At 68.0% G+C, this 22,601-nt stretch carries 22 protein-coding genes; 8 read left to right on the forward strand and 14 right to left on the reverse strand.

All coding sequences use genetic code 11. The annotated features are described in order from the left end of the window. Positions 1–9: 9 nt before the first annotated feature. A complete protein-coding gene (locus IBJ82_RS28395) occupies positions 10–1,044 on the forward strand; it encodes a hypothetical protein (RefSeq protein WP_228537822.1) in 1,035 nt (344 codons plus the stop codon). Here IBJ82_RS28395 and IBJ82_RS28400 read toward each other — a convergent pair. The 3 genes from IBJ82_RS28400 to IBJ82_RS28410 all read right to left on the reverse strand — a co-directional run bounded on the left by IBJ82_RS28400 (position 1,011) and on the right by IBJ82_RS28410 (position 3,645). Then, positions 1,011–1,664, reverse strand: coding sequence for a hypothetical protein (locus IBJ82_RS28400; RefSeq protein WP_194829051.1), 654 nt, complete (start codon positions 1,662–1,664; stop codon positions 1,011–1,013). The two genes, IBJ82_RS28395 and IBJ82_RS28400, sit on opposite strands and share 34 nt — an antisense overlap. Positions 1,665–1,747: 83 nt before the next feature. Next, positions 1,748–3,343, reverse strand: a complete 1,596-nt coding sequence (locus IBJ82_RS28405; RefSeq protein WP_370585526.1) for a phosphatase PAP2 family protein — start codon at positions 3,341–3,343, stop codon at positions 1,748–1,750. Positions 3,344–3,450: 107 nt separating this feature from the next. Next, positions 3,451–3,645 (reverse strand): hypothetical protein, encoded by a 195-nt coding sequence (locus tag IBJ82_RS28410; RefSeq protein WP_194829052.1) that lies wholly within the window; start codon positions 3,643–3,645, stop codon positions 3,451–3,453. Between the two features lie 111 nt (positions 3,646–3,756). Between IBJ82_RS28410 and gcvT the strand changes: the two genes are divergently transcribed. Then, positions 3,757–4,857, forward strand: a complete 1,101-nt coding sequence (gcvT, locus tag IBJ82_RS28415; protein WP_194829053.1) for a glycine cleavage system aminomethyltransferase GcvT — start codon at positions 3,757–3,759, stop codon at positions 4,855–4,857. 54 nt (positions 4,858–4,911) lie between these two features. Beyond that, positions 4,912–6,009, forward strand: a complete 1,098-nt coding sequence (locus tag IBJ82_RS28420; protein ID WP_194829054.1) for a branched-chain amino acid aminotransferase — start codon at positions 4,912–4,914, stop codon at positions 6,007–6,009. A 285-nt stretch (positions 6,010–6,294) separates the two neighbouring features. Here the strand turns inward: IBJ82_RS28420 and IBJ82_RS28425 are convergent, their stop codons facing one another. The 7 genes from IBJ82_RS28425 to IBJ82_RS28455 form a co-directional block, all read right to left on the reverse strand. Beyond that, the gene (locus tag IBJ82_RS28425) at positions 6,295–7,008 is read right to left on the reverse strand and encodes an MBL fold metallo-hydrolase (RefSeq protein WP_194829055.1); all 714 of its coding nucleotides are present in this window, start codon (positions 7,006–7,008) and stop codon (positions 6,295–6,297) included. Positions 7,009–7,141: 133 nt separating this feature from the next. Continuing rightward, positions 7,142–7,891 (reverse strand): adenosylcobinamide-GDP ribazoletransferase, encoded by a 750-nt coding sequence (locus tag IBJ82_RS28430; protein ID WP_194829056.1) that lies wholly within the window; start codon positions 7,889–7,891, stop codon positions 7,142–7,144. 25 nt (positions 7,892–7,916) lie between these two features. Further along, a complete protein-coding gene (gene cobT / locus IBJ82_RS28435) occupies positions 7,917–9,032 on the reverse strand; it encodes a nicotinate-nucleotide--dimethylbenzimidazole phosphoribosyltransferase (RefSeq protein WP_194829057.1) in 1,116 nt (371 codons plus the stop codon). Between the two features lie 39 nt (positions 9,033–9,071). Further along, positions 9,072–9,593 (reverse strand): bifunctional adenosylcobinamide kinase/adenosylcobinamide-phosphate guanylyltransferase, encoded by a 522-nt coding sequence (gene cobU, locus IBJ82_RS28440; protein ID WP_194829058.1) that lies wholly within the window; start codon positions 9,591–9,593, stop codon positions 9,072–9,074. 35 nt (positions 9,594–9,628) lie between these two features. Beyond that, positions 9,629–10,561, reverse strand: coding sequence for an alpha/beta hydrolase (locus IBJ82_RS28445; RefSeq protein WP_370585527.1), 933 nt, complete (start codon positions 10,559–10,561; stop codon positions 9,629–9,631). A gap of 154 nt (positions 10,562–10,715) precedes the next feature. Next, positions 10,716–11,573 carry an alpha/beta hydrolase gene (locus IBJ82_RS28450; protein WP_370585528.1) on the reverse strand — a complete coding sequence of 286 codons (858 nt, stop codon included), beginning with the start codon at positions 11,571–11,573 and terminating at the stop codon, positions 10,716–10,718. Between the two features lie 274 nt (positions 11,574–11,847). Beyond that, on the reverse strand, positions 11,848–12,801 hold the full coding sequence (locus tag IBJ82_RS28455) for a helix-turn-helix domain-containing protein (RefSeq protein ID WP_194829059.1): 954 nt from the start codon (positions 12,799–12,801) through the stop codon (positions 11,848–11,850). 85 nt (positions 12,802–12,886) lie between these two features. Between IBJ82_RS28455 and IBJ82_RS28460 the strand changes: the two genes are divergently transcribed. Next, complete coding sequence (locus IBJ82_RS28460; protein ID WP_194829060.1) at positions 12,887–13,054, forward strand: hypothetical protein; 168 nt, start codon at positions 12,887–12,889, stop codon at positions 13,052–13,054. Between the two features lie 59 nt (positions 13,055–13,113). Here IBJ82_RS28460 and IBJ82_RS28465 read toward each other — a convergent pair whose 3' ends face one another. After that, complete coding sequence (locus IBJ82_RS28465; RefSeq protein WP_194829061.1) at positions 13,114–13,770, reverse strand: DUF3043 domain-containing protein; 657 nt, start codon at positions 13,768–13,770, stop codon at positions 13,114–13,116. Positions 13,771–14,027: 257 nt separating this feature from the next. On the opposite strand from IBJ82_RS28465, the gene IBJ82_RS28470 reads away from it, so the two are divergent. Then, positions 14,028–14,384, forward strand: a complete 357-nt coding sequence (locus tag IBJ82_RS28470) for an iron-sulfur cluster assembly accessory protein (RefSeq protein ID WP_056816608.1) — start codon at positions 14,028–14,030, stop codon at positions 14,382–14,384. Positions 14,385–14,605: 221 nt separating this feature from the next. After that, positions 14,606–15,532, forward strand: coding sequence for a carbohydrate kinase family protein (locus tag IBJ82_RS28475; protein WP_228537843.1), 927 nt, complete (start codon positions 14,606–14,608; stop codon positions 15,530–15,532). 57 nt (positions 15,533–15,589) lie between these two features. Here the strand turns inward: IBJ82_RS28475 and asnB are convergent, their stop codons facing one another. Further along, on the reverse strand, positions 15,590–17,533 hold the full coding sequence (asnB, locus tag IBJ82_RS28480) for an asparagine synthase (glutamine-hydrolyzing) (protein ID WP_194829063.1): 1,944 nt from the start codon (positions 17,531–17,533) through the stop codon (positions 15,590–15,592). Between the two features lie 482 nt (positions 17,534–18,015). Here asnB and IBJ82_RS28485 point away from each other — a divergent pair, with 482 nt between their 5' ends. Both IBJ82_RS28485 and IBJ82_RS28490 read left to right on the forward strand, forming a co-directional pair. Further along, a complete protein-coding gene (locus IBJ82_RS28485; RefSeq protein ID WP_370585537.1) occupies positions 18,016–19,005 on the forward strand; it encodes a cytochrome c oxidase subunit II in 990 nt (329 codons plus the stop codon). A 10-nt stretch (positions 19,006–19,015) separates the two neighbouring features. After that, positions 19,016–19,432: a cytochrome c oxidase subunit 4 gene (locus tag IBJ82_RS28490; protein ID WP_056816603.1), complete on the forward strand. Its 417-nt coding sequence runs from the start codon at positions 19,016–19,018 to the stop codon at positions 19,430–19,432. Positions 19,433–19,657: 225 nt separating this feature from the next. Here IBJ82_RS28490 and IBJ82_RS28495 read toward each other — a convergent pair whose 3' ends face one another. Then, entirely contained in the window at positions 19,658–20,929 is a 1,272-nt protein-coding gene (locus tag IBJ82_RS28495) for an FAD-binding oxidoreductase (protein ID WP_194829065.1), read from the reverse strand. Positions 20,930–20,980: 51 nt separating this feature from the next. Continuing rightward, positions 20,981–22,534, reverse strand: coding sequence for an alkaline phosphatase (locus IBJ82_RS28500; protein WP_194829066.1), 1,554 nt, complete (start codon positions 22,532–22,534; stop codon positions 20,981–20,983). Positions 22,535–22,601: the final 67 nt, after the last annotated feature.

The following is a 22,601-nucleotide window of genomic DNA, read 5'->3' on the forward strand; positions in this document are numbered from 1 at the left end:
GGGGGAGTGATGCGGGGGAGATGGCGGGCGTGGTCGTGGTGGGCGCGGGGTGCGGTGACCGCGCTCGTGGTGGTCGTCGTGGTGTCGCTGCCGGTGGCGGGGGTGGTGACGGCCTTGCTGGTGTACAACATCGGCGATCAGGCCGACCAGGCGCGGACCCGGGGTAAGGACGCGGTCTGGCTCGGGCATGCCTGGGTGGACGGCCGCAAGACCGACGCGGATATCGACGGGCTCGCGAAGTTGCTGGCAGGTACCGGAGTTCGGGATCTTTATGTCCACACGGGTCCGTTGGAGCACGACGGGAGTCTGCGCGACGATCTGGCTCCGCGTGCGCGATGGTTCGTCGACGCGGTGCACGCGCGATTACCGGGGATTCGGGTGCAGTCGTGGCTGGGCGACATCGTGCAGCCCGAATTCGACGGGCTGGATGTGGAATCGGCGGCCTCGCGTGCGCGAGTAGTGGCGTCGGCGCGGCGGGTACTGGCCTACGGGTTCGACGGCGTGCACTACGACCTCGAACCCATTCGATCGGGATCGCCGGGATTTCTCGCGCTGCTCGACGCGACTCGGGCGGTGACTTCCGCGGCGCGGGTGCCGCTGTCGGTATCGGCGCCGGTGATCGATCCACTTCCGGGTCTGCATTCGGTGGGGTTGACTGTGGCCGATCACGGAAAATGGTGGAGCCAAGCCTATTTCGCCGAGGTGGCGCGTCGATCCGATCAGGTGGCGGTGATGTCCTACGACACGGCGATGCCGACGCGAGCGTTGTACAGCGGGTATGTGGCGCAGCAGACCGAGCTGGCCGCCGAGGTGACACCCGATGGCGTCGACCTGCTGATGGGCGCCCCCGCGTTCTGGGCCGACGACCCGGGGCATCGCGGAGCCGCCGAGACCGTCGCCGCGGCGGTGCGAGGAATTCGGCTCGGCCTGACTCGGGCCGAGGTGAGCCGGGCGAACTTCGGTGTGGCGATGTACGTGGATTTCGCCGCCACACCCCAGGATTGGGCCGACTATCGAAGAGATTGGTGTCGGATGGCCGACTGAATCTCGGTCGACCACGGGTGGTCCGGGTAGAGCAGGGTCAGCCACGAGTTCAGGCGGGCGAGCCGGTGCTCGGGGAGCAGTCCGACGACGCGGTGGAAGTCGCTGTAGTCCTTGGGGCGGTTGGCTTTCGCCTTGAACAGCAGCACAACCTCGGGAATCAGATACGGGATCCCGTTGGTGGTGGTGCGGATGAGTTCGGCGTACGGGAGTGTGATGGTGGGGTCGCGGCGGCAGATCCAGGTATCGCCGTCGTGCGGCTCGCGGAACACGTCGAGGTGGAAGGCGCCGGTGAAGGGATCGCGGAGCCAGGTTTGGTGGAGGTCGAGGCGGGTCGCGGCCAGGGGATAGGGCCACAGCTCGCCGTCACCGACGATGTCCCACTCGTATTCGGGAAATTCGGCGGCGATATGAGGGAAATCTGCTCGGGGGACGCTGATTTCGATGTCGTCGTGGGCGCGGGAGATGCCGCCGGCGAACAGGTCGAGGGCCCAGCCGCCCGCGACGGCCCACTGCGCGGGACAGGTCGCGAGGCGGGCGGCGACCACGCTCGGGGTCCACGGGTCCCAGCGACGATCGGCTTCGGTTGCGGTGATCGGACGTCCACCGTCCGGCGAGCTCATCCGTCCATCCTCGGCACCGGTGGCCCGGGGCGCAAGGTTGTTGTGGGCGATGGTGATCGAGACGAGACGGGTTTGTGAGGAAGTCAGCGTCGGCGGTCGGTGAGCCAGGCCAGGGGGCGGCGGTGGTGCGGTCGCGGGCGGTTTTCCCAGCGGGGGTTGTCCTCGTCGCGGCGGTAGACCGGGATTCGACCTGCGACGGAGAATCGGAAAGTGGTGGCGATGCCGACTACTTCGCCGTCGGCGGCGACGGCGACGGGAGTTTTCGAGGTGACGGTGAGCTCGTGCATCTGGCGTTCGCCGTAGACGCGGCTGTGGCCGATGGCGGCGAGCATCAGGGCGATGACAGCGCGGGTGCGCGAGAAGCGGACGTCGGCGCGGAGCCAGCGGACGTCGAGCAGGCCCTCGTCGAGGCGCGAGCGGAAGGCGGGGACGGCGCCGTGCGGGTGGTAGGGGCCGTTGCCGATGAACAGGAACCACATGTCGTGCCAGCGGTCGTCGAGGCGGATGTGGATCGGCTCCGCGCGGCGCAGGGTGACGACGAGAGCCGCGGCGAAGGCGGGCCACTTGCCCCAGCGGTCTTCCCACTTCTCACGCAGGCGCACCAGCTCCGGGTAGGCGCCGATGCTCGCGGTGTTGATCAAGTGGTGGGTGTACGGGCCGTCGGGGGTGTCGAATCCGACTGCGGCGATGTCGACTTCGACGGCTTCGCCGGTGCCGGTGGCGTCGGCCACCTCGCGCAGGTCGTAGACGCCGAGGTCGCGGGCGAAGTGATTCAGGGTGCCCGCGGGGATGACGACCAGGGGCAGATCGTTGCCGACCGCGACGGCGGCCGCCGCGGCGATCGTGCCGTCGCCGCCCGCGGCACCGACCGCGAGGACCGTGGTGCGGTTGTTCGACGCGTCCTCGTCGGCCGCGCCGCCGACAGCGGCGTCGAGGGCTTCTTGCAGGAGATCGACGGCGTCACGACCGGGTTCGGTGCGCACCAGCGTCGCGGCGGGCAGGGTCTCGGCGATGTCGTCGGTGGGGTCGTAGCTGGAGTCGCCCGATCGCGGATTCACCAGCAGCAGAAGGCCTTTGCCGTCGGCGAGGATCGGGGCGTCGTGCACGACGTGCGCGTCGGCCTCGTCGGATTCGCGGATCGGCCACCAGCGGCGGGTGGTCAGCGCGATAGCGGTGCCGACGCCCGCGCCGACCAGTACGTCGGACGGCCAGTGCGCGCCGGTGTGGATGCGGGAATAGGCGACGGCCGCGGCCACCGGTGCGATGGCGAGCGCGGCGCGCGGGCTCTCCAGAGCGACGGCGGTGGCGAAGGCGGCGGCATTTGCACTGTGGCCGGATGGGAACGACGACGACACCGGCGCGGCGACCAGCCTGCGGCCCAGCGGCATCAGTTCGGCCGGTGGCCGCCGTCGCGGGATCAGCGTCTTGAGCACGAGGTTCACGACGAAACTGCTGCCACCCAGCGCGATGACGCCGCGTAGCGCGGCGCGGCGTGGGGGACCAGGCTTCACCGCGAGCGCCGCCGCGACCGCAAGCCATAGACCTCCGGTGTTGGCGGATCGGGTCAACCGCAGCATGCCGCGATCGACTGCGGATTCCGGTATACGCGATACCGCGCGGCTCATCGTGTCGTCCATCCGGGCGACATGACCGAACCGAGCTCGGGGCAACTCACTCACAGTAAGAACCCTACAGCCGTTGGGCATCACACTCTTTGGACTCGAACCGCGCCACCCCTGCACCCCTCGATGGCAGGCGCGGCGCGCCGTCGGTGGTGGACGCCGTATTACTGCGTCGGGATCGAGGGCGGATCGCAGTCGGCGGTGGGCGGTATCCCCTGGAGCGCCTGGATTAGGCAGCCGATGTCGATCGAGGAGGAAGCCGAATTGCCGCTGCCGGTATCGGCCTGGGTGACGGGTGTGGCGACGAACAAGGAAGCGGCGACCAACACGGTCCCCGCGGTGATTGTGCGAACGATCATGACGTCGATCCTCGCACCGAAGCGCGGAAATCGAACCCTGCGGACCGCCCCCCAATTGCAGGGGCATGGTGCCGATTCGACCGGCCGCGCGAGACCGATAAACTTCGGCCCATGACCGACACCGCGCTGCTCGAGGGCCCCATCCACGCCGTACATGTCGAGCTCGGAGCCACCTTCGCGCCGTTCGGCGGGTGGGAGATGCCGGTGCAGTACGGCGGAACGGTCGGCGAGCACACCGCGGTCCGCACCACCGTCGGACTGTTCGATGTGAGCCACCTCGGCAAGGCGACGGTGGCGGGGCCCGGCGCCGCGGCGTTCGTGAACTCGGCATTGACCAACGACCTGGGCCGGATCCGGCCGGGAAAGGCGCAGTACACGCTGTGCTGTGCCGAAGACGGCGGCGTGATCGATGACCTGATCGCCTACTACGTCGGCGACGACGAGGTGTTCCTCGTGCCGAACGCGGCGAACACGGCGGCAGTCGTCGCGCAGCTGCGGAAGGTGGCGCCCGCGGGGATCACGGTGACCGACCAGCATCGCGACTACGCGGTGTTCGCGGTGCAGGGGCCGAAGGCCACCGAGGTGCTGACCGCCCTCGGACTGCCCACCGAGATGGAGTACATGGCCTACGCCGACGCCGAGTGGCAGGGCCGCCCGGTGCGCGTGTGCCGCACCGGTTACACCGGTGAGCACGGCTACGAGCTGCTGCCGAAGTGGGCCGACGCGGAGCCGGTGTTCCGTGCGCTGATCGCCGAGGTCGAGGCGGCCGGTGGCCAGGCGGCCGGACTCGGCGCGCGCGACACCCTGCGCACCGAGATGGGCTACCCGCTGCACGGGCACGAACTCTCCCTCGACATCACCCCGAACCAGGCCCGCACCGGTTGGGCCGTCGGCTGGAAGAAGCCGGAATTCTGGGGCAAGGCCGCACTCGAGCAGGAGAAGGCCGACGGCCCGCGTCGCACGCTGATGGGGCTCAGAGCGCTGGATCGCGGCGTGCTGCGCCAGGGCCAGACGGTGCTGCGCGATGGCGAGCCGGTCGGCGAGACCACCTCGGGGACGTTCTCACCGTCGCTGAAGGTCGGCATCGCGCTGGCGCTGCTCGACACCGACGCGAAGCTGGAACCCGGCGACGAGGTGGAGGTCGACGTGCGCGGACGCAAGCTGCGCGCCACGGTCGTGAAGCCGCCGTTCGTCGACACCAAGACCAAGTAACTCCCCCGTAGTGGGGGCGAGACAGCACCGAATCGGCCCGGATAGGATCGCACCATGACAGTCGCCGCACAGTTCACCCGTATTCCGCACCCCGCGCCCATTTCGGCGCAGCAGCGGACAGAGGTACTGGCGGCCCCCGGTTTCGGACGGTTCTTCACCGATCACATGGTCTCGATCGACTTTGCCGACGGCCAGTGGGGCAACGCGCGCGTCGAACCGTACGGCCCGCTCTCGATGGACCCGGCGACGATGGTGTTCCACTACGGTCAGGCGATCTTCGAAGGGCTCAAGGCCTACCGCCAGCCCGACGGCGAGATCGCGACCTTCCGCATCGACGCCAACGCCGCGCGCTTCCGCCGCTCGGCCGCGCGCATGGCGATGGCGGAGCTACCCGAGGAGCTGTTCATCGAATCCGTGCGTCAGCTGCTCGACGTCGACGCCGACTGGGTGCCCACCGCCGGTGGCGAGGACTCCCTGTACCTGCGGCCGTTCATGTTCTCCACCGAAGCGGGCCTCGGCGTGAAGCCCGCCTCGGCGTACAAGTACCTGCTGCTCGCCTCGCCCGCGGGCGCCTACTTCCCGCGCGGTGTGAAGCCGGTGCGGGTGTGGCTGTCGACCGAATACGTGCGCGCGGCCCCCGGCGGTACCGGCGAGGCGAAGGTGGCGGGCAACTACGCCTCGTCGCTGCTCGCGCAGGCGCAGGCCACCGATCAGGGTTGTGACCAGGTTGTCTGGCTGGACGCCTGCGAGCGTCGCTACGTCGAGGAGATGGGCACCAACAACCTGTTCTTCGTGTTCGGCACCGGCTCCGAGGCACGCCTGGTGACTCCCGAGCTGTCCGGTTCGCTGCTGCCCGGTATCACCCGCGATTCGTTGCTCACCCTGGCCGCCGATTCCGGCTACCCGGTGGAGGAGCGCAAGATCTCGGTGGAGGAATGGCGCAAGGGTGCCGAATCCGGTGAGATCAGTGAGGTCTTCGCGTGCGGGACCGCCGCGGTGATCACGCCGGTCGGCTGGGTGAAGTCCGGTGACGGTGAATTCACCATCGGGGGTGGGGAACCCGGTGAGGTGACGATGGCGTTGCGCGACACATTGACCGGGATCCAGCGCGGCACGTTCGCCGACACTCATGGGTGGATGCGGACGCTGTAGTCGGAGGTGGTCGGGACCGGGGTTCGGTAGTTCCAGAGACCGGGGTTCGGTAGTCCTAGATAGTGAACGCTGTGTTTTTGGCGCGCTGGCGCGCGCGTGTCCGCGGCCCCAAGGGGCCGCCGGTCAGGCACCGTTGCTTGCTCCTTCGTCGCCTACGCAACGGCGCCTGACCGGCGACCCGGCCGCGGACCGGCCACTTCGTGGCCGCCGCTCCCTAGGGGTCGCGGGTGGTGGCTGGTTGGGGGTGGGTGTTGTCGTGGCGGACTTGGGTTTGCGGGGAGGGGGCTAGCCCGGCATCAGGGCCTGCCACTCGCCGAGGGACTTCGGGCGCAGGACATAGTTGCTGTCACGCAGGGTAGCCAGTGCGCCGCTCGGCGCTTCGGAGTACCAGTGGCCGGGGTAGACGACCGGGTTGCCGTCGAGGGCGGCGAGTCGGCGCAGGCTGCGGAACATCTCGTCGGAGTCGCCGCCGGGGAAATCGGTGCGGCCGCAGCCGTCGACGAACAGGGTGTCGCCCGAGATGAGGCGGCCGTCGAACAGGAAGCACTGACTGCCCGGCGTGTGGCCGGGCGTGTGGAGTAACTCGATGTCGAACGCCCCGACCGTCACCTTGTCGCCGTGGTCGTGGCCGGTCAGATCGCCGGGGGCGATGCCGGTGGTCTGGGCGACCCACTCGAGTTCGTGCTTGTTGACGTGCACCGGGACGCTGGTCTTCTCGAGCAGTTCGGCCACGCCGCCGAGGGTGAAACCGAGCATGGTGCCACCGACATGGTCGGGATGGTGATGGGTGGCGAGCACGCCGGACACGCGCATGCCGTCGGCCTCCGCGACGTCGACGAGGTCGGCTGCCTGGTAGGCGGGGTCGACCAGGAGGGTCTCGCCGGTCTCCCGGTCGCCGATCAGATACGCGAAATTGCGCATCTGCGTGGCGATCGGATCGCCGACGGCGTAGTCCCGGCCGGACAGCAGCTGGCGGAAGTAGAGGCGCTCGGATGACATGCGGTCCACTGTATTGCCACCGGTGTGCTGGCGACGCACCCGAGTACCGTTGACCGGACGGTCTGTGGGAGCACACAATTGCCGATATCTTGGACTTGTGACCAGTCCGAGTTTGCTGTAACTGTGCGATCCGCTATAACTCCAGCGAGAAGCCTACTGCGGCAATCGAAACCGTGATTTCCACGACAGTGCCGAGAATATCGCCGGAGAGGCCCTCGAAACGCCGGACGCAGTGGCGGGTGATCGCGACGGTCAGCGCGAGGGTGGCGATCACCACAACCGGGCCGAGCCAGAGGTTGTCTGGTACCGCCCAGACAGCGGTGATCACGGCGAGCGCCGGCCAGAGCAGCACGGCGGTGCGCGGCTGGGTGCCCGCGACCAATGCGCCGAAACCCGCGTCGGGGGCGGCGGGGATGCCGGTGCGGCAGGTGAGGACGACGGCGACTCGGCCCGCGGCGACAGCGAGGACGATCGCGAGCCAGCGGTGCTGATCGGCCAGGGTCGCGAACGCGACCGATTGGATGGCGATGGCGAAAACGAGAGCGGCGACACCGAACGGGCCCGCACCGCCGGACTTCATGATCTCGCGGGCGCGCTGGGGCGGGCCGTAGCTGCCGAGGCCGTCGACGGTATCGGCCAAGCCGTCGAGGTGCATGCCTCGGGTGAGCAGCGCGAGGAGTCCGACGACGAGCAGACCTGCGAGAAGGGTGGTCAGACCCGCGCTGACCAGCAGCCAAAGGGCAGCAGCCGTGCAGGCCCCGAGTGCGAGGCCGATCACCGGGGCGAGTGTGATCGCGTGGCCGGCTGTGCGCCGGTCGACCGCTGCGGGGCCTCGGACCGGGACGACAGTCAGCCAGGAGACCGCCAGCCGTAGCGCGTTCACGAGGATCCGCCCGCGTTCGGTTCGCTCACTTGGCCAGGTCGACGGTGTCCGATTCCTCGGCTGATGTGCTCACGCCCGCGTCGGCGAAGGTCGACATCTCGGCGAGGGTGGCGACGGCGGCCCGCAGGATCGGCAGGGCGGTGAGGGCGCCGGAGCCTTCGCCGAGGCGCATCTCGAGGTCGATCAGCGGGGTCAGGCGCAGGTGCTTCAAGGCCAGGTCGTGGGCGGGTTCGGTGGAGCGGTGGGCAGGCAGCCACCAGGCTTTCGCGCCCGCGGCGAGGTCTTCGGCGACCAGGGCGGCGGCGGTCACCACGACACCGTCGAGCAGGACCGGGGTGCGGCGGATGGCGGCCTGGGCGAGGAAACCGGCCATGGCGGCGAAGTCGGCGCCCGCGGCGACGCGGAGCAGGTCGACGGGGTCGGTGGCGATCGGGCGGGCGCGGCGCATGCCGTCGCGGATCGCGGCGACCTTGCGAATCCAGCCCTGATCGTCGACGCCGGTGCCGCGGCCGACGGCGGCGACGGGTTCGGTGCCGGTGAGGGTGGCGATGAGCACGGTGGCGGGGGTGGTGTTGCCGATACCCATGTCGCCGGCGATGAGCAGGTCGGCGCCCGCGTCGATCTCTTCGTCGGCGATCGCGCGGCCCGCGGCCAGTGCGGCGGTCACCTCGGCTTCGGTGAGGGCGTCCTCGCGGTCGATCGAGCCGCTCGAGCGGCGCACCTTGTGCTGGGACACCGAGGGCTCGGTGTCGCCGTCGACGGCGATATCGACGACCCGCACGGTCGCGCCCGCCACGGCGGCCAGTGCGTTCACGGCCGCGCCGCCCGCCAGGAAATTGGCCACCATCTGCGCGGTGACCTCACTCGGGTACGCCGAAACGCCGTGCTTCGCCACGCCGTGATCGCCCGCGAACAGCACCACCCTGGCGCGTTCGAACTGCGCGGGCGGGCACACTCCCTGGCACGCGGCGACCCAGTTGCCGAGTTCCTCGAGCCGTCCCAGCGATCCGGCCGGTTTGGTGAGCTGCGTCTGGCGCTGCTCGGCCGCCGCGCGCACCTGCGCGTCCGGGGCCGCGACCGGGTCGAATCCGTGAGTCACTGGCAAGCCTTTCGGAGGTGGTACGTGGTGTTCGACGCTCATCTTGCCCGGATCACGGTGCGTGGCGCCGACCGACCCGGCTCATTTCAATCGAATCGGCAGCCCGGCGACGATGAGATACGCCTCATCACATGCCTGCGCGAGACGCTGGTTGAGCGTGCCGATCTCGTCGCGGAACAGCCGCCCCGAGCGGGTCGCGGGGATCACGCCCATCCCGACCTCGGGCGATACGATCACCAGCCGCTGCCGATACGCCGCGACGGCCGCGACGAGCTCGTCGCAGTCCGGGGCCACGGTGCCGCGCGGAGCATCCCACGCCCTGCGGGCATCGAGGCGGGCAGTGATCCAGGTGCCGATGTCATCGAGCAGTGTCGCGGGAGTCTCGGTGGCGAGAACCGTTGCGGGTTCGGTGTTCTCGACGGTGGTCCAGTGCGCGGGACGGCGATCGCGGTGGACGGCGATCCGGTCGGCGAAGTCGAGATCGGCGGCGTCGAGAACAGCGGTAGCCAGATAACGAACCGCGGGCGCGTCGGTCAGCAGGGCCTCGGCATAGGCCGACTTACCGGACCGCGCACCGCCGAGAACGAGGATGCGAGTGGACATCCGAGCACCGTAACTGCCCGACTACGGCACGACACTCATCGACCGCCTGCGCCCGGCGAAACGGAAAGAGCTTCCAGGATCATCGGGCGGGCGGTAGCGAGCGACTGTTGCCAGTACGGCCACGTGTGGGTGCCGTTGGTGAAGTCGACGCGGGCGGGGATGCCGAGGGCGGCGATGCGGTCGCGGAAGGTGCTCGCCGTGATCACGGCGAAGGCCTCGATCGCCGCCGCGTTGATCGTGTTACCGGCGCCGCTCGGGAGGTCGAGGGGACCGGGGACACCGTTGCCGCTGGTCACGTACAGCGGTAGGCCGCGCAGCAGTTCGGCCTGGACGGTGGCGTCGTTGCGATTCCACGCGGGATCGCCCGCGGCGCCCCACATGTCGTCGATGTTGAAGCGACCCTCATCGAACATGGCCGCGCGGATCACCGGGTTCCACATCGGGGCCGCCGGGTTGAGGAACCCGGAGAACGATCCGGCGAACCGGAACTGGTCGCGATGGTGGGCGGCCAGCGTCACGGCGGCATTGCCGCCCATGGAGACGCCGACGATGCCGTTGTTCGTGCGGGAGACGCCGTATCCGGCCAGGAAGTCGGGCAGTTCGCGGGTGAGGAACGTTTCCCACTTGTAGGTCGTCGGTTGACCATTGGTGCTGCTCGGCCGGTACCAGTCGGTGTAGAAGCTGGAGTTGCCGCCGACCGGGAACACCAAAGTGACGTCGTCACCGGCGAATTGGCGCAGTGCGTCGGTGTCGGTGGTCCACTGGCTGTGGTCGCCGGGGGCGCGCAGACCGTCGAGTAGATACAGCGCGGAAGTGCCGCCGCGCGCCGCCCACTGCACCTGGACCTTGATCGGACCCATGCTCGACGGAACGACCAACTCCTCGAAACCGCCCGCGGGCGTCCGCATCACCGGTGCCGCGTCGACCGGAATCGCTCCGATCGACAGAACGGTCGCCGTAGCGACCACTGTGAGAATCTTTGTCAGCCAACCAGAACGTCCCCGCGCATTGAACACGCAGTCAGCTGACCAGTAGCGGAGGGGCCGGTCAAGCTGATTCGGAGACCTGACAGTCACGAGGGTGGGGAACTGTGTTGTTCACCAATGGTGCGGCACCGGGCGATCAGCGCACGCCCAGTGACTCCAGAACCATCGGGCGGGCGTTGGTGAGGGCCTGTTGCCAGTACGGCCAGTTGTGGGTGCCGTTGACGATGTCGACGCGGGCGGAGACACCGAGGGCGGTGGCTCGGTCGCGGAAGATGGTCGCGGCGACCACGGTCATGGCCTCGAGGCTCATCGCGTTGAGAGTGTTGCCGAGGCCGTAGGGAACGTCCGCGGAGCCGGGGATGCCGTTGCCGGTGGTGACGTACATGGGCAGGCCGCGTAGCCGCTCGACCTGGACAGTGGCGTCGTTGCGGGCCCACGCGGGGTCGCTGGCCGGACCCCACATGTCGTCGACGTTGAAATTGCCCTCGTCGCGCATGGCGACGCGCATGGCTTCGTGCCACATCGGGTAGGTCGGGTTGACGAAACCGGAGAACGAACCGGCGAAGCGGAACTGGTCGCGGTGGTTGGCCGCGAGGGTCAGTGCGGCGTTGCCGCCCATGGACGCGCCGATGATCGCGTTGTTGGTGCGCGAGACCCCGTATCCCGCGAGGAAATTCGGGAGTTCGCGGGTGAGGAACCTCTCCCACTTGTAGGTCGTCTTCTGGCCGTTGGTGCTGCTCGGCCGGTACCAGTCGGTGTAGAAACTGGAGTGACCACCGACCGGGAACACCAAAGTGACGTTGTCACCGGCGAATTGGCGCAGTGCGTCGGTGTCGGTGGTCCACTGGCTGTGGTCGGCGGGCGCGCGCAATCCGTCGAGTAGATACAGCGCGGAAGTGCCGCCGCGCGCCGCCCACTGCACCTGGACCTTGATCGGACCCATGCTCGATGGAACGACCAGATTCTCGAAACCGCCTGCGGGCGTACGTATCACCGGTGCCATGATCGGCGCGGCGCCGGCCGCGGACGTGCCGACCGACGACACGATCAGGGCCGCCGTGACGATCGTGAGAGCTCTGCTCAGCCGACGAAAACTACCGCATCCAGCGTGAAACACCCTGCTAGCCGACCAGTGTCCGCCGATCGAGTCAAGGTAATTGTGGGGCTTCACAGCGGCCCGGCAGCGCCGCGCCGCACCAATCCATCGAGGCGGTCTTCGTCACCGGCCGCTTCGGAAAGCGGAATTCCGCGCAGGAGTGAACGTCGGCTCAACCGGCCGCGCCGAAGCGGCGGCGGTATTCGGTGGGGGCGAGGCCGACCTGGCGCTGGAAGTGGTGGCGTAGCAGGGCGCCGGAGCCGAAGCCGGACTCGTCGGCGACCCGCTCCAGGGCCATGTCGGTGGTTTCGAGCAGGTGCTTGGCGAACAGGACGCGCTGGGTGGTGAGCCACTTGACCGGGGTGGTGCCGGTCTCGGCGGCGAAGCGGCGGGCGAAGGTGCGCGTGGACATGCTGGAGCGGGCCGCGAGTTCGTCGACGGTGTGCGGGTGGGCGAGGTTCTCGGTGAGCCACGCCAGGGTGGTGGACAGGCCGACGGAGCTGCACTCGGGGACCGGCTGTTCGATGAACTGGCGCTGACCGCCGTCGCGCTGTGGCGGGACGACCATGCGGCGCGCGATGCCGTTGGCGGCGGCGGTGCCGATCTCGCGGCGGACCAGGTGCAGGCAGGCGTCGATGCCCGCGGCGGTGCCCGCGCTGGTGATCAGGTTGCCCTCGTCGACGAACAGCACGTCGGGGTCGACGGTGGCTTCGGGGAACATCGCGGCGAGTCTGTCGACATAACGCCAGTGGGTGGTGCACTTGCGGCCGTCGAGCAGACCTGCCGCGCCGGCCAGGAAGGCGCCCGAGCAGACGGTGAGCACGGTCGCGCCCGCGGCGGCGGCGCCGCGCACCGCGTCGAGCACCCGGTCGTCGTACTGGTCGATCGGGGAGGCGGGGATGGCGACCAAGTCGGCCTTCGCGAGTTGGTCGAGGCCGAACTCGGGGGTGACGGAGATGCCGGGTGTGGTGGAGCGCAGCGGCTTGCCCGGGTCGGCGCCGCAGACCCGGAAGTCGAAGCCGGGCAGGCCGTCGGCGGTGCGATCGAGGCCGAAAACCTCACAGACCACGCCGAATTCGAACATGGCGAGCCGGTCGCTGAGAACCACGGCAACCTTCGAGAGCATGCCTCATCGTAGCTGGCTGAATCTTTGCGCACAATGACGTAACTGCCACTTTCGGCTGAAAATCATCGAGCGCAAAATTACTGCCATGGTTACTTTACTGATCGTCCTCGCCGTCATCGTCGGACTCGCCGTATTGATCGGTCGCGGCACCGCCGGATCCACCGGAATCGTCGACCGTGACGCCCAGCGCATGGACGCCGAGCTCAATGCCATCGCGGGCTATGCCGACTACATCCGAACCGGTCACCACTGAAAGCACGAATGCCGCCCCATCCGCAAGGGATGAGACGGCATCGCGGAGTCGGGAAGAACTCAGACCGCGTCGCCGGGGCCGACCCGGGGCTTCGGAGCGCGCATCTTGCGGATCTGGGAGGCGCGCACGAAGGCGTACCACCCGAGCTTGAAGCCGGTATCGGTGGTGTCGGGGAAGCGTTCGATCACCCGGTTGCTCACGATCTTGCCGAGGACGAAGCCCTCGATGATCATGAAGACCATCATCACCAGCATCGCGAGCGTGACGATGGTCTGCAGGCCGGGGGCCACGAACATCGACAGGATCAGCACCAGCGCCATCGGCATGAACAGCCCGACCAGGTTGCGGCGGGCGTCCACCAGGTCACGCACGTACGCGCGGACCGGGCCCTGATCGCGGGGCAGCAGGTACTTGTCCTCGCCGGCCAGCATGCGCGCGCGACGGTCCTGCACGGCGGCGCGGCGGTCGGCGGACGCGGCCTTGCGGTCCTGTTTGGTGCCCTTGACAGCCTTGCGGCGGGCGCGGGCTTCCTTGGCGGTCAGCGGGGCGGGCGCGACCGGGCCGCGCCGCTTGCCTTCGGCCTCACGCCTTTTCGGCGTCGGCCTGCCCTTACCGGGGGTGGTCGAAGCGGTGGCGGCGGCCTGTTCGGAGCCGGACACCGACGGGTCGACGGACTCGTCGATGGTGCTGGACTCGTCGCGACGAAACAATTTCACGTTCACCAGGCTATTCGATGATGCCGAGCATCGGGAAATGCGGTCCGCTCAGCGGTGAGCCCGGTCTCATCTTGAGCGGGCTAGGACGCAGATCACGCCGTCACAGGGCGTAGTGTGGGCACAAGCACCCAGGTGGCGTCTACTGGCTGCGCCGAGGGTGGCAAAATAGGAATAGCAGTTGCTGCGACAGCGTTGGAATCAGTCGTGCGCTGTGCACCTGAGGTCCGTTGACGGGCTGAGTCGAACTAGGAGTGTCCATGACTGTGCAGAACGAGACCGCCACCGAGACCCACGGTGCGACGCTGACCGACGCTGCCGCCATCAAGGCGAAGGCGCTGCTCGACCAGGAGGGCCGCGACGACCTGGCCCTGCGGATCGCCGTGCAGCCCGGTGGCTGTGCCGGTCTGCGCTACCAGCTGTTCTTCGACGATCGCATCCTCGACGGTGACATCGTCGTCGAGTTCTCCGGCGTGAAGCTGGCCGTCGACCGCATGAGCGCCCCGTACATCGACGGCGCCTCGATCGACTTCGTCGACACCATCGAGAAGCAGGGTTTCACCATCGATAACCCGCAGGCCACCGGCTCCTGCGCCTGCGGCGACAGCTTCAACTGACGTACGGAGCTGCGAGTTAGCCGTGCCTTCCGTGCCATGCCCGGGAACATTTTGGTTGCGTGGCGAGGTAGCGAACAGGTGAACCACAGGCGGTAGCGCTTGCTAACGTTGAAGTCCGGGATCCGGTGATCCCGGACTTCTTTGTTTTCCTACCTCTAGCGTCGAAGGGGCCCTGCCTCGTGCCTGTTGCCGTGTCCGCATCCATCGCCACCGACCACCTCATGCGCTTTCCCGGCCGGTTCGCCGATGCGCTGCTCGCTGATCAACTCGATCATGTGTCCCTGAGCTTTCTCGTCGACGATCTGCAGATCCGCCGCGGCGGAGTGGCGGGCAACATCGCCTACGCGATGGGACTGCTGAAGCAGCGCCCGGTGCTCGTCGGCGCTGTCGGCGCCGATTTCGCCGAGTACCGGCAGTGGCTGGAGAACAGCGGTGTCGACTGCTCCGCGGTGCATGTCTCCGCGACGTCGCACACCGCGCGGTTCGTGTGCACCACCGACGAGACGATGGCGCAGATCGCGTCGTTCTATCCCGGTGCGATGAGCGAGGCGCGCGATATCGACATCGCCGCGATCGCCGCCGCGCACGACGTCGACCTGGTGCTGGTCGGGGCGAACGATCCCGACGCGATGGTCGCCCACACCCGTCAGGCCAAGGCGCAGGGCATCGCCTACGCCGCCGACCCGTCCCAGCAGCTGGCCCGCCTCGACGGCGAGCAGGCGAGCGAACTGATCGACGGCGCGGCCTACCTGTTCACCAATAAGTACGAGTGGGCCCTGCTGCAGCAGAAGACCGGTCTGAGCGAGGCCGAGATCACCGCCAAGGTCGGCATCCGCGTCACCACGCTGGGCTCCGAAGGGGTGCTCGTGGTCGACGCCGACGGCACCGAGGTCCGCGTCGGCGTGGTGCCCGAGGTGGCCAAGGTCGACCCGACCGGCGTCGGCGACGGTTTCCGCGCGGGCTTCCTCACCGCCCACCGCGCCGGCCTGGGCCTGGAACGCGCCGCCCAGCTCGGCTCCCTGATCGCCGTGCTCATCCTGGAGACCACCGGCACCCAGGAGTGGAGCCTCAACACCGAAGACGCACTCGAGCGCCTCACCAAGGCCTACGGCACCGACGCCGCCGACGAGCTGGCCTCACTGCTCTGACCTACGGAACACGAACGCCCCCTGGATCTTTCGATCCAGGGGGCGTTTCTCGTGGGTTTACAGCGAGACCGGGTAGACCGGTTCTTGGATCTCGGGCTTGATGCGGTCCTCGACGAAGATGCCGTGCCAGACCATGAAGACCAGGACGGTCCAGAGGCGGCGGCTGTGGTCGGACAGGCCCGCTTTGTGGTCGCGGAGCATCTGGAGGATGGCCGGCTTGTTCAGCAGGTGGTCGGTCTGGGACTCGGCGATCTGGGTTTCGGCCCAGTCGTAGAGCTCGGTGCCGCGCAGCCAGTGGCGCAGGGGGACCGGGAAGCCGAGCTTGGCGCGGTTGAGGACGTGATCGGGCACGATCCCGTCCAGGGCCTGGCGCAGCGCGTACTTCGAGGTTTCCTTGGTGATCTTCTGGTCGAACGGGATGCCCTCGGCGACCCGCAGGACCTCGCTGTCCAGGAACGGCACGCGCAGTTCCAGGGAGTTGGCCATGGTCATCTTGTCGGCCTTGACCAGGATGTCGCCGCGCAGCCAGGTGAACAGGTCGAGGTGCTGCATGCGCGCGACCGGGTCCCAGTCCGCGGACTGGGCGTAGATCGGGGCGGTGACGTCCTGGTGGGTCCACTCGGGGCGGAACTCGCGCAGGACCGAGCGCAGCTGGGCGTCGTTGAAGCTGCGGGCGTTGCCGTAGTAGCGCTCCTCGAGCGTGAGCGACCCGCGGTGCAGCAGCGACTTGCCGCGCCTGCCGTCGGGGATCTTGTCGCTGAGTTTGCCGACGAGCTTGCGCACACCGCGCGGCAGGTACTCGAAAGGCTTGAGCGACAACGGTTCCCGGTAGATCGTGTAGCCGCCGAACAGTTCGTCGGCGCCCTCACCGGACAGCACCACCTTGACGTGCTTGCGGGCTTCCTTGGCCACGAAGTACAGCGGGACCAGGGCGGGGTCGGCGACCGGGTCGTCGAGGTACCAGACGATCTCGGGGATCGCGGCGGCGAACTCGGCGGGGGAGACCACCTTGACGATGTGGCGGGCGCCGATCAGCTCGGCGCTCTCGGCGGCCACGTCGACCTCGGAGTACCCCTCGCGCTCGAAGCCGGTGGTGAAGGTGATCAGCTTCGGGTTGTGCCGCATGGCCAGCGCGGCGATGGCGGTGGAGTCGATGCCGCCGGACAGGAACGAACCGACGGTGACGTCGGCTCGCATGTGCTTGGCGACCGAGTCCTCGAGCGCCGCGGCGATCTCGGCGTAGCGGGCCTTCTCCGACCCCTCGGCGAACGGGCGGACCCGGAAGTCGGGGCGGAAGTAGCGGGTCGCGACCGGCTCCTGGCCGACCTTCACCGTGGCGTAGTTGCCGGATTCGAGGCGGCGGATGTTGCGGTGCAGCGACTCGGGCTCCGGCACGTACTGCAGCACCGTGTAGTGCTCGAGCGCGCGCGGGTCGAGTTCGTCGGACACCCCGAGCGGGCTCAGCAGCTCCAGCAGGCTCTTCTTCTCGCTGGCGAAGGCGGTGCCGCCGGGGCCGGTCGCGATGAACAGCGGCTTGATGCCGAACGGATCGCGCGCGAGGAACAGTGCCGAGGTCTCGGTATCCCAGATCGCGAAGGCGAACATGCCGCGCAGCTTGCGCACGGCCTCGGGACCCCAGAAGTGGAAGGCGGCCACGATGGCCTCGCCGTCACCGTCGGTGGCGAAGATCTTGCCATCGGGGAATTCGGCGCCGTGCTCGGCGGCCAACTGCTCGCGCAACTCGAGGTAGTTGTAGATCTCGCCGTTGAAGGTCATCGCGTAGCGCTGCGGGTTGTCCGCGGGGCCCCAGCGCAGCGGCTGGTGCGAGTGCTCGATATCGATGATGGACAGGCGGTTGAACCCGAAGATCATGTGATCGTCGTGCCAGGTGCCCTTCTCGTCCGGGCCACGATGCCGCTGGCAGTGCAGCGCGTCGTACACCTGATCGACCACCGCGGTCGTCGCCGTATCAGCTGTCAGGAATCCGAGCAGTCCGCACACGGTGTCGGCAACCTTCTCTCGTTCGATGATGGGGTGGCCACAAACGGGCCGAAACGCTGTGTCCGAGTATGCCGCACACCTGCCCGACACGCCGCGCTCGCCCGCTCGCTCGGGGTGCGCGGCAACCGGACGAGAGTCAAACCGCAGGTCGCGACGATCCACGCGGTCACGGCGGAGTGTCGAAAGCGACCCCGCGACAAGACAGTGCCCGCTTTGGTCTACGCTGCGTAGTACTCAGGTCCTTCTCAGGTGTGCAGGCGTCACAGCGGCAATACTTCGGGACGGCCTGAAACTGCTTTGAAGAGGTGTCGAACGGGCGAATCGCCGCCCGAACGACGCAATGTGTCGGAATGTGTGGCGACCAGGAAGGCGTGAGCGTGGCGCACAAGGCGAGCGAAGAGATCGGGGCACGACCCGTTAAGGGTCGGCAGGGCCGGATCCTTCGGCGGGCCGGGCTGGCGGTGTCCTTGGGGATCACCGCGATGCTCGTCTCGGGCTGCTCGATCGACAATGTTTGGCTCCGGTTCGGCTGGCCATCGGGTATCACCCCGCAGGCCACCCGGATGCGCGAGCTGTGGACCTGGTCTGTGCTGGCCGCGCTCGCCATGGGCGTGCTGGTCTGGGGTCTGACCTTCTGGACGATCATCTTCCACCGCAAGCGCAAGAACTCCCCGGAGTTCCCGCGTCAGACCGGGTACAACGTGTCGCTGGAGCTGACCTACACGGCGATCCCGTTCGTGATCATCGCGGTGCTGTTCTACTTCACCGTGGTCGTGCAGAACTACGTGCACGAGAAGACCGACAACCCGGATGTCACCGTCGACGTGACCGCCTTCCAGTGGAACTGGAAGTTCGGTTACCGCAACATCAACAATGTCGGCGGTCTCACCTGGAACGGCATCGATACCGAGAAAGAGCTGCTGAACGAAGAGCAGCTCGCCGAGTACCGAGAGCTGAAGAACGACAAGGGTCACCCGCAGCCGGGTCCGTTGCACGGCAAGCCGGCCAACGACATCCTCTCGTACCTGCACTACGACAAGGTCGAGACGTACGGCTCCAGCGAAGAGATTCCGGTGCTGGTGCTGCCGACCGGTAAGCGCATCGAGTTCCAGCTCGCCGCCGCCGACGTGATCCACGCCTTCTGGGTGCCGGAGTTCCTGTTCAAGCGCGACGTGATGCCGAACCCGAAGGAAAACCAGTCCGACAACGTCTTCCAGATCTCCGAGATCGAGAAGGAAGGCGCGTTCGTCGGCCGCTGCGCCGAGATGTGTGGCACCTACCACTCGATGATGAACTTCGAGGTCCGCGCGGTCTCGCCGGAGAAGTACGCCAAGTACATGCAGGCGCGCATCGAGGGCAAGACCAACGGTGAGGCGCTGGCATCGATCGGCGAGTCGCCGGTGGCCACCTCCACGTACCCCTTCAACACCAAGCGCGATGCCAAGAGCGCTTCGGTGAACGAGAGCAAGTGAGGATTCTGATATGAGGATCGAAGCGCGGATCTTCGAACTGCTCACGGCCTTCTTCATCCTGGTGGGCATCGTCTACGGGTTCTTCACCGCGCAGTCGCGCACCGGTATCGAGTGGGCAGGCACCACCGCGATCGTGCTGACCGCGGGCCTGTCGCTGATCATCGGCACCTACTTCCGGTTCGTCGCGCGCCGCATCGACCTGCGGCCCGAGGACTACGAAGAGGCCGAGATCGTGGACGGCGCCGGCGACCTGGGCTTCTTCTCGCCCGGTAGCTTCTGGCCCATCCTCCTCGCGGGCGCCGGTTCGGTCACCGCGCTGGGCCTGGCGTTCTTCCAGTTCTGGCTGATCGGTCTCGGTGTGGTGCTCGTGCTCGCCGCCGCAGCCGGCCTGGTGTTCGAGTACTACTTGGGTGCCGAGAAGCACTGAATTATTGGAGCGCTGGCGCGCTCGAGTCGCGGCCTGAGGGCCCCGACGAAAAACGACCCGATACTCGCACCGGCGGTGCATTGTCTCGGGTCGTTTTTCCTCGGGGCGGCCGCGACGCTCGCTGCGCTCGCGATGCCTCCTCGAGGTCGGCCCCACGGGGTTTCGTCATACCGAACGTGAAGGCCCCCCGCCGAATACGGTGGGGGGCCTTTATCGTTCGGTGACTTACACGCTGTAGCGCAGAGCTTGCTCCGAGCGGCAGATGTCGTCGATGCCGGAGACGATCTCGCGCAGCTGCTCCGAGGGCAGGGCTGAGGGGCGCAGGCGGCAGGTGAAGGTGATCAGGCCGTAGTCGGCGGGGGTGAGGCCGCGGGCGGCGGCTTCGGCGCGCAGGTACTCCGAGCGCACGCCGTAGGTCATCGCGGAGATGACGGTGAAGCAGCCCGAGCGTTCACGGTGGGCCGAGAACAGGTCGTGCAGGCCGTAGAAGACCGAACCGTAGTTGGCCAGGGGAGCGAAGACGCCCACGCGGTAGGCGGGGCCGCGCTCGGAGGAGTTGATGACGGTGTCGGCCAGGTACTCGGCATCGCGCATCGTGAGCACCTTCGGCGCGAACATCAGCGCGCCCGCCGCCGCGTTGCGGACCGGCATGCCCGCGCGCCCGCCCGCCGCGGACGCGATGGCGCCCAACGACTTCCGGGTACGGGTGCCGACCTCACGTCGGGCCCGCAGGCCACGGGTGGGGGCGGTGGGATACAGACTCGACCACTGACCGAAGCGCACGGCGCCGAGGGTCACCTGGCCTGCGCCGACGGGGCGCGCCACCTTCAGCGGGGCGGTATCGACCCAGCGGCCGACCTGAAGGGCCGCGCTACCGGGGTTGGTGATCTCGTTGGTGGCGTGCTCGACGAAGGAGTCGAAGTCGAGGAACCGGTCGGCGTCGGTGGTGAGCATGGTGTGGTCTTTGTCGACCTCGACCACATCGAGGGTGAGGGCGGTGATGATGCCCGCGCGACCGCCCGCGCCGAGAATGCGATGGAAACGCTCGGTGTGGTGACCCCGCCCGCAGGTGCCGATCCGGCCGTCGGGGTCGACGTACTCGAGGTCGACGATCTGGTCGATGAACATGCCGTAGCGGTGCGAGGCGGTGCTCACCCCGCCGACGGAGGCGAAGCCGCCCGCAGTGATGTCGCGATGGTCGCCGACCACCGGCAGGCCGAGACCGTGCGCGCCGAGGCGGCGGTCGATCTCGGACAGCTTCGCGCCGGCCTGCACCCGCACGGTGCGCCTGCCCAGGTTGATGTCGAGCACCGAGTTCATCTTGCGCAGCGAGAGCACGCCGCGCTGATCGGCCAGACCGTAGGACTCTTCGGTCTGTTCACCGCCGCGCACCGTCAACCGTTCCGACCGACCGCGTGAATCACGCACAGTGCGAACGACATCCGCCGTGTCGGTGGGGAGATATTCTTCGGAGATGACGGTATGCGGCGTGCCCATGACCGCATAGCTAACCACAGGTGGGCGCTTCTTGCGCAGGGTACTTCGCACCTATTTCCGCGTGGGCGCGAGTTGTTTGGTGAACAGGACTTTTCCGGTCGCGTCGCACAAGTTGACGGTCATTTCTCCGGTGCGTCCGTCGATTTTTACCTCACCGAAGTGCTGGTACTCCGGGTCCAGCGGGGAGGCGTTGGGCGTGGGCGGTGCGTGGACGTAGACCGCTTCGGGTCCGAAGGTGGGGTCGAGGGGGTTGGGGCCGAACGCGCCGGCATTGAGCGGGCCCGAGACGAACTCCCAGAACTCGTCGAAATCGGTGAAGGCGGCGCGGGCGGGAGAGTAGTGGTGCGCGGCGGTGTAGTGGACGTCGGCGGTGAGCCAGACGACGTCGGCGACCTTGTTCGCCTTGATCGCCGAGAGCACCTGGGCGATCTCGGTTTCGCGGCCGGAGGGTGCGCCGGGGGCTGCGTTGGCGGGGCCTTCGAAGGCGGTCTTGCCGTCGGGGACGACGACGCCCAACGGCAGATCGGCGGCCACGATCTTCCAGGTGGCCTCGGAGTCCTTCAGGCCGTCGGTGAGCCACTTGATCTGGGCGGCGCCGAGGATCTGGCCCTGGGGCGCGGTATTGGCCGTGTTGGCGTCTTTGTAGGCGCGCATGTCCAGGACGAACACGTCGAGCAGTGGGCCGTAGGAGATCTTGCGGTAGAGACGGCCGTCGACGGCTTCCTCGGTCTCCAAGGGCATCCACTCGTGGAAGGCCTGCCAGGAACGCGTCGCGAGGGTGTCCATGCTGCGCTCGGTGTAGCCCTTGTCGGCGGCGACCGTGCCGCCGGGCGACCAGTTGTTGGTGGTCTCGTGGTCGTCCCACTGGACGATCTGGGCGACGGCGGCGTTGAACCGGCGATAGTTGTCGTCGGTGAGGTTGTAGGCGTAGTTGCCGCGGAACTGGTCGAGGGTTTCCGCGGGAGCGTTCTTCGCCTCGGTGGTGATGTTCTTCCAGACCCGGCCGTCGGGCAGCGTCACCGACTCTTTGAGGGCGTTGTCGGCGTAGATGCAGTCGCCGGAGTGCAGGAACAGGTGTGGGTCGCGGGCGGCCATGGTGGAGAACACCTTCATGCCGCCGAGGTCGGGGTTGATGCCGAACCCCTGGCCCGCGACGTCACCGGACCACAGCAGCGAGATGTCGGAGGGCGCGGTCGGCGCCGTGCGGAAGACACCGGTGAGAGTCTCCGAGCTCGCACCGTCTTCCCCGTCGAGGCGCACCCGGTAGTGCACGAGTTGGCCCGCGGGCAGACCGTTCACCCGCACCCGCCCGGTGCCATCGGTGGCCGGGGTGAGCAGCGGCCCGGTGAATTGCTTGACGTCGCTGAACTTCTCGCTCGCCGAGGTCTCCACCACCAGCGTGGCAGGCCGATCCGACCGAGCCCAGATCAGCGCACCGTCGCTCCGCGGATCACCGACGGCGATCCCGTGCGTGAGCGCGGGCCTGGCCCGCACCAGCGCGGGCCCGTCATCACCGCAGGCCACCAGGGCAGGAGCGGTCACCACACCGAGTGCGGTTGCGCGCAGCAGCGTGCGCCGAGACATCGCGAAATCCGAGACAGCCATGAGCCTCACGGTGCGCCACTGGTCGTAACACCCGGTCGTTAGCAAGGCAACGGAACATGAACGATGC

Origin of the sequence: Nocardia sp. XZ_19_231, assembly GCF_015355705.1 — a bacterium.
Lineage (GTDB): Bacteria > Actinomycetota > Actinomycetes > Mycobacteriales > Mycobacteriaceae > Nocardia > Nocardia salmonicida.

Excerpts from the sequence above, each read along its gene's own strand:
- IBJ82_RS28485 (WP_370585537.1), top strand. The coding sequence starts at position 18,016 with ATGCTCGTCTCGGGCTGCTCGATCGACAATGTTTGGCTCCGGTTCGGC.
- IBJ82_RS28495 (WP_194829065.1), bottom strand. The coding sequence starts at position 20,929 with ATGGGCACGCCGCATACCGTCATCTCCGAAGAATATCTCCCCACCGAC.
- IBJ82_RS28420 (WP_194829054.1), top strand. The coding sequence starts at position 4,912 with ATGACAGTCGCCGCACAGTTCACCCGTATTCCGCACCCCGCGCCCATT.
- IBJ82_RS28395 (WP_228537822.1), top strand. The coding sequence starts at position 10 with ATGCGGGGGAGATGGCGGGCGTGGTCGTGGTGGGCGCGGGGTGCGGTG.
- IBJ82_RS28470 (WP_056816608.1), top strand. The coding sequence starts at position 14,028 with ATGACTGTGCAGAACGAGACCGCCACCGAGACCCACGGTGCGACGCTG.
- IBJ82_RS28400 (WP_194829051.1), bottom strand. The coding sequence starts at position 1,664 with ATGAGCTCGCCGGACGGTGGACGTCCGATCACCGCAACCGAAGCCGAT.
- IBJ82_RS28455 (WP_194829059.1), bottom strand. The coding sequence starts at position 12,801 with ATGCTCTCGAAGGTTGCCGTGGTTCTCAGCGACCGGCTCGCCATGTTC.
- cobU (WP_194829058.1), bottom strand. The coding sequence starts at position 9,593 with ATGTCCACTCGCATCCTCGTTCTCGGCGGTGCGCGGTCCGGTAAGTCG.
- IBJ82_RS28500 (WP_194829066.1), bottom strand. The coding sequence starts at position 22,534 with ATGGCTGTCTCGGATTTCGCGATGTCTCGGCGCACGCTGCTGCGCGCA.
- IBJ82_RS28490 (WP_056816603.1), top strand. The coding sequence starts at position 19,016 with ATGAGGATCGAAGCGCGGATCTTCGAACTGCTCACGGCCTTCTTCATC.
- IBJ82_RS28425 (WP_194829055.1), bottom strand. The coding sequence starts at position 7,008 with ATGTCATCCGAGCGCCTCTACTTCCGCCAGCTGCTGTCCGGCCGGGAC.
- cobT (WP_194829057.1), bottom strand. The coding sequence starts at position 9,032 with ATGAGCGTCGAACACCACGTACCACCTCCGAAAGGCTTGCCAGTGACT.
- IBJ82_RS28460 (WP_194829060.1), top strand. The coding sequence starts at position 12,887 with ATGGTTACTTTACTGATCGTCCTCGCCGTCATCGTCGGACTCGCCGTA.
- IBJ82_RS28475 (WP_228537843.1), top strand. The coding sequence starts at position 14,606 with ATGCGCTTTCCCGGCCGGTTCGCCGATGCGCTGCTCGCTGATCAACTC.
- gcvT (WP_194829053.1), top strand. The coding sequence starts at position 3,757 with ATGACCGACACCGCGCTGCTCGAGGGCCCCATCCACGCCGTACATGTC.
- IBJ82_RS28410 (WP_194829052.1), bottom strand. The coding sequence starts at position 3,645 with ATGATCGTTCGCACAATCACCGCGGGGACCGTGTTGGTCGCCGCTTCC.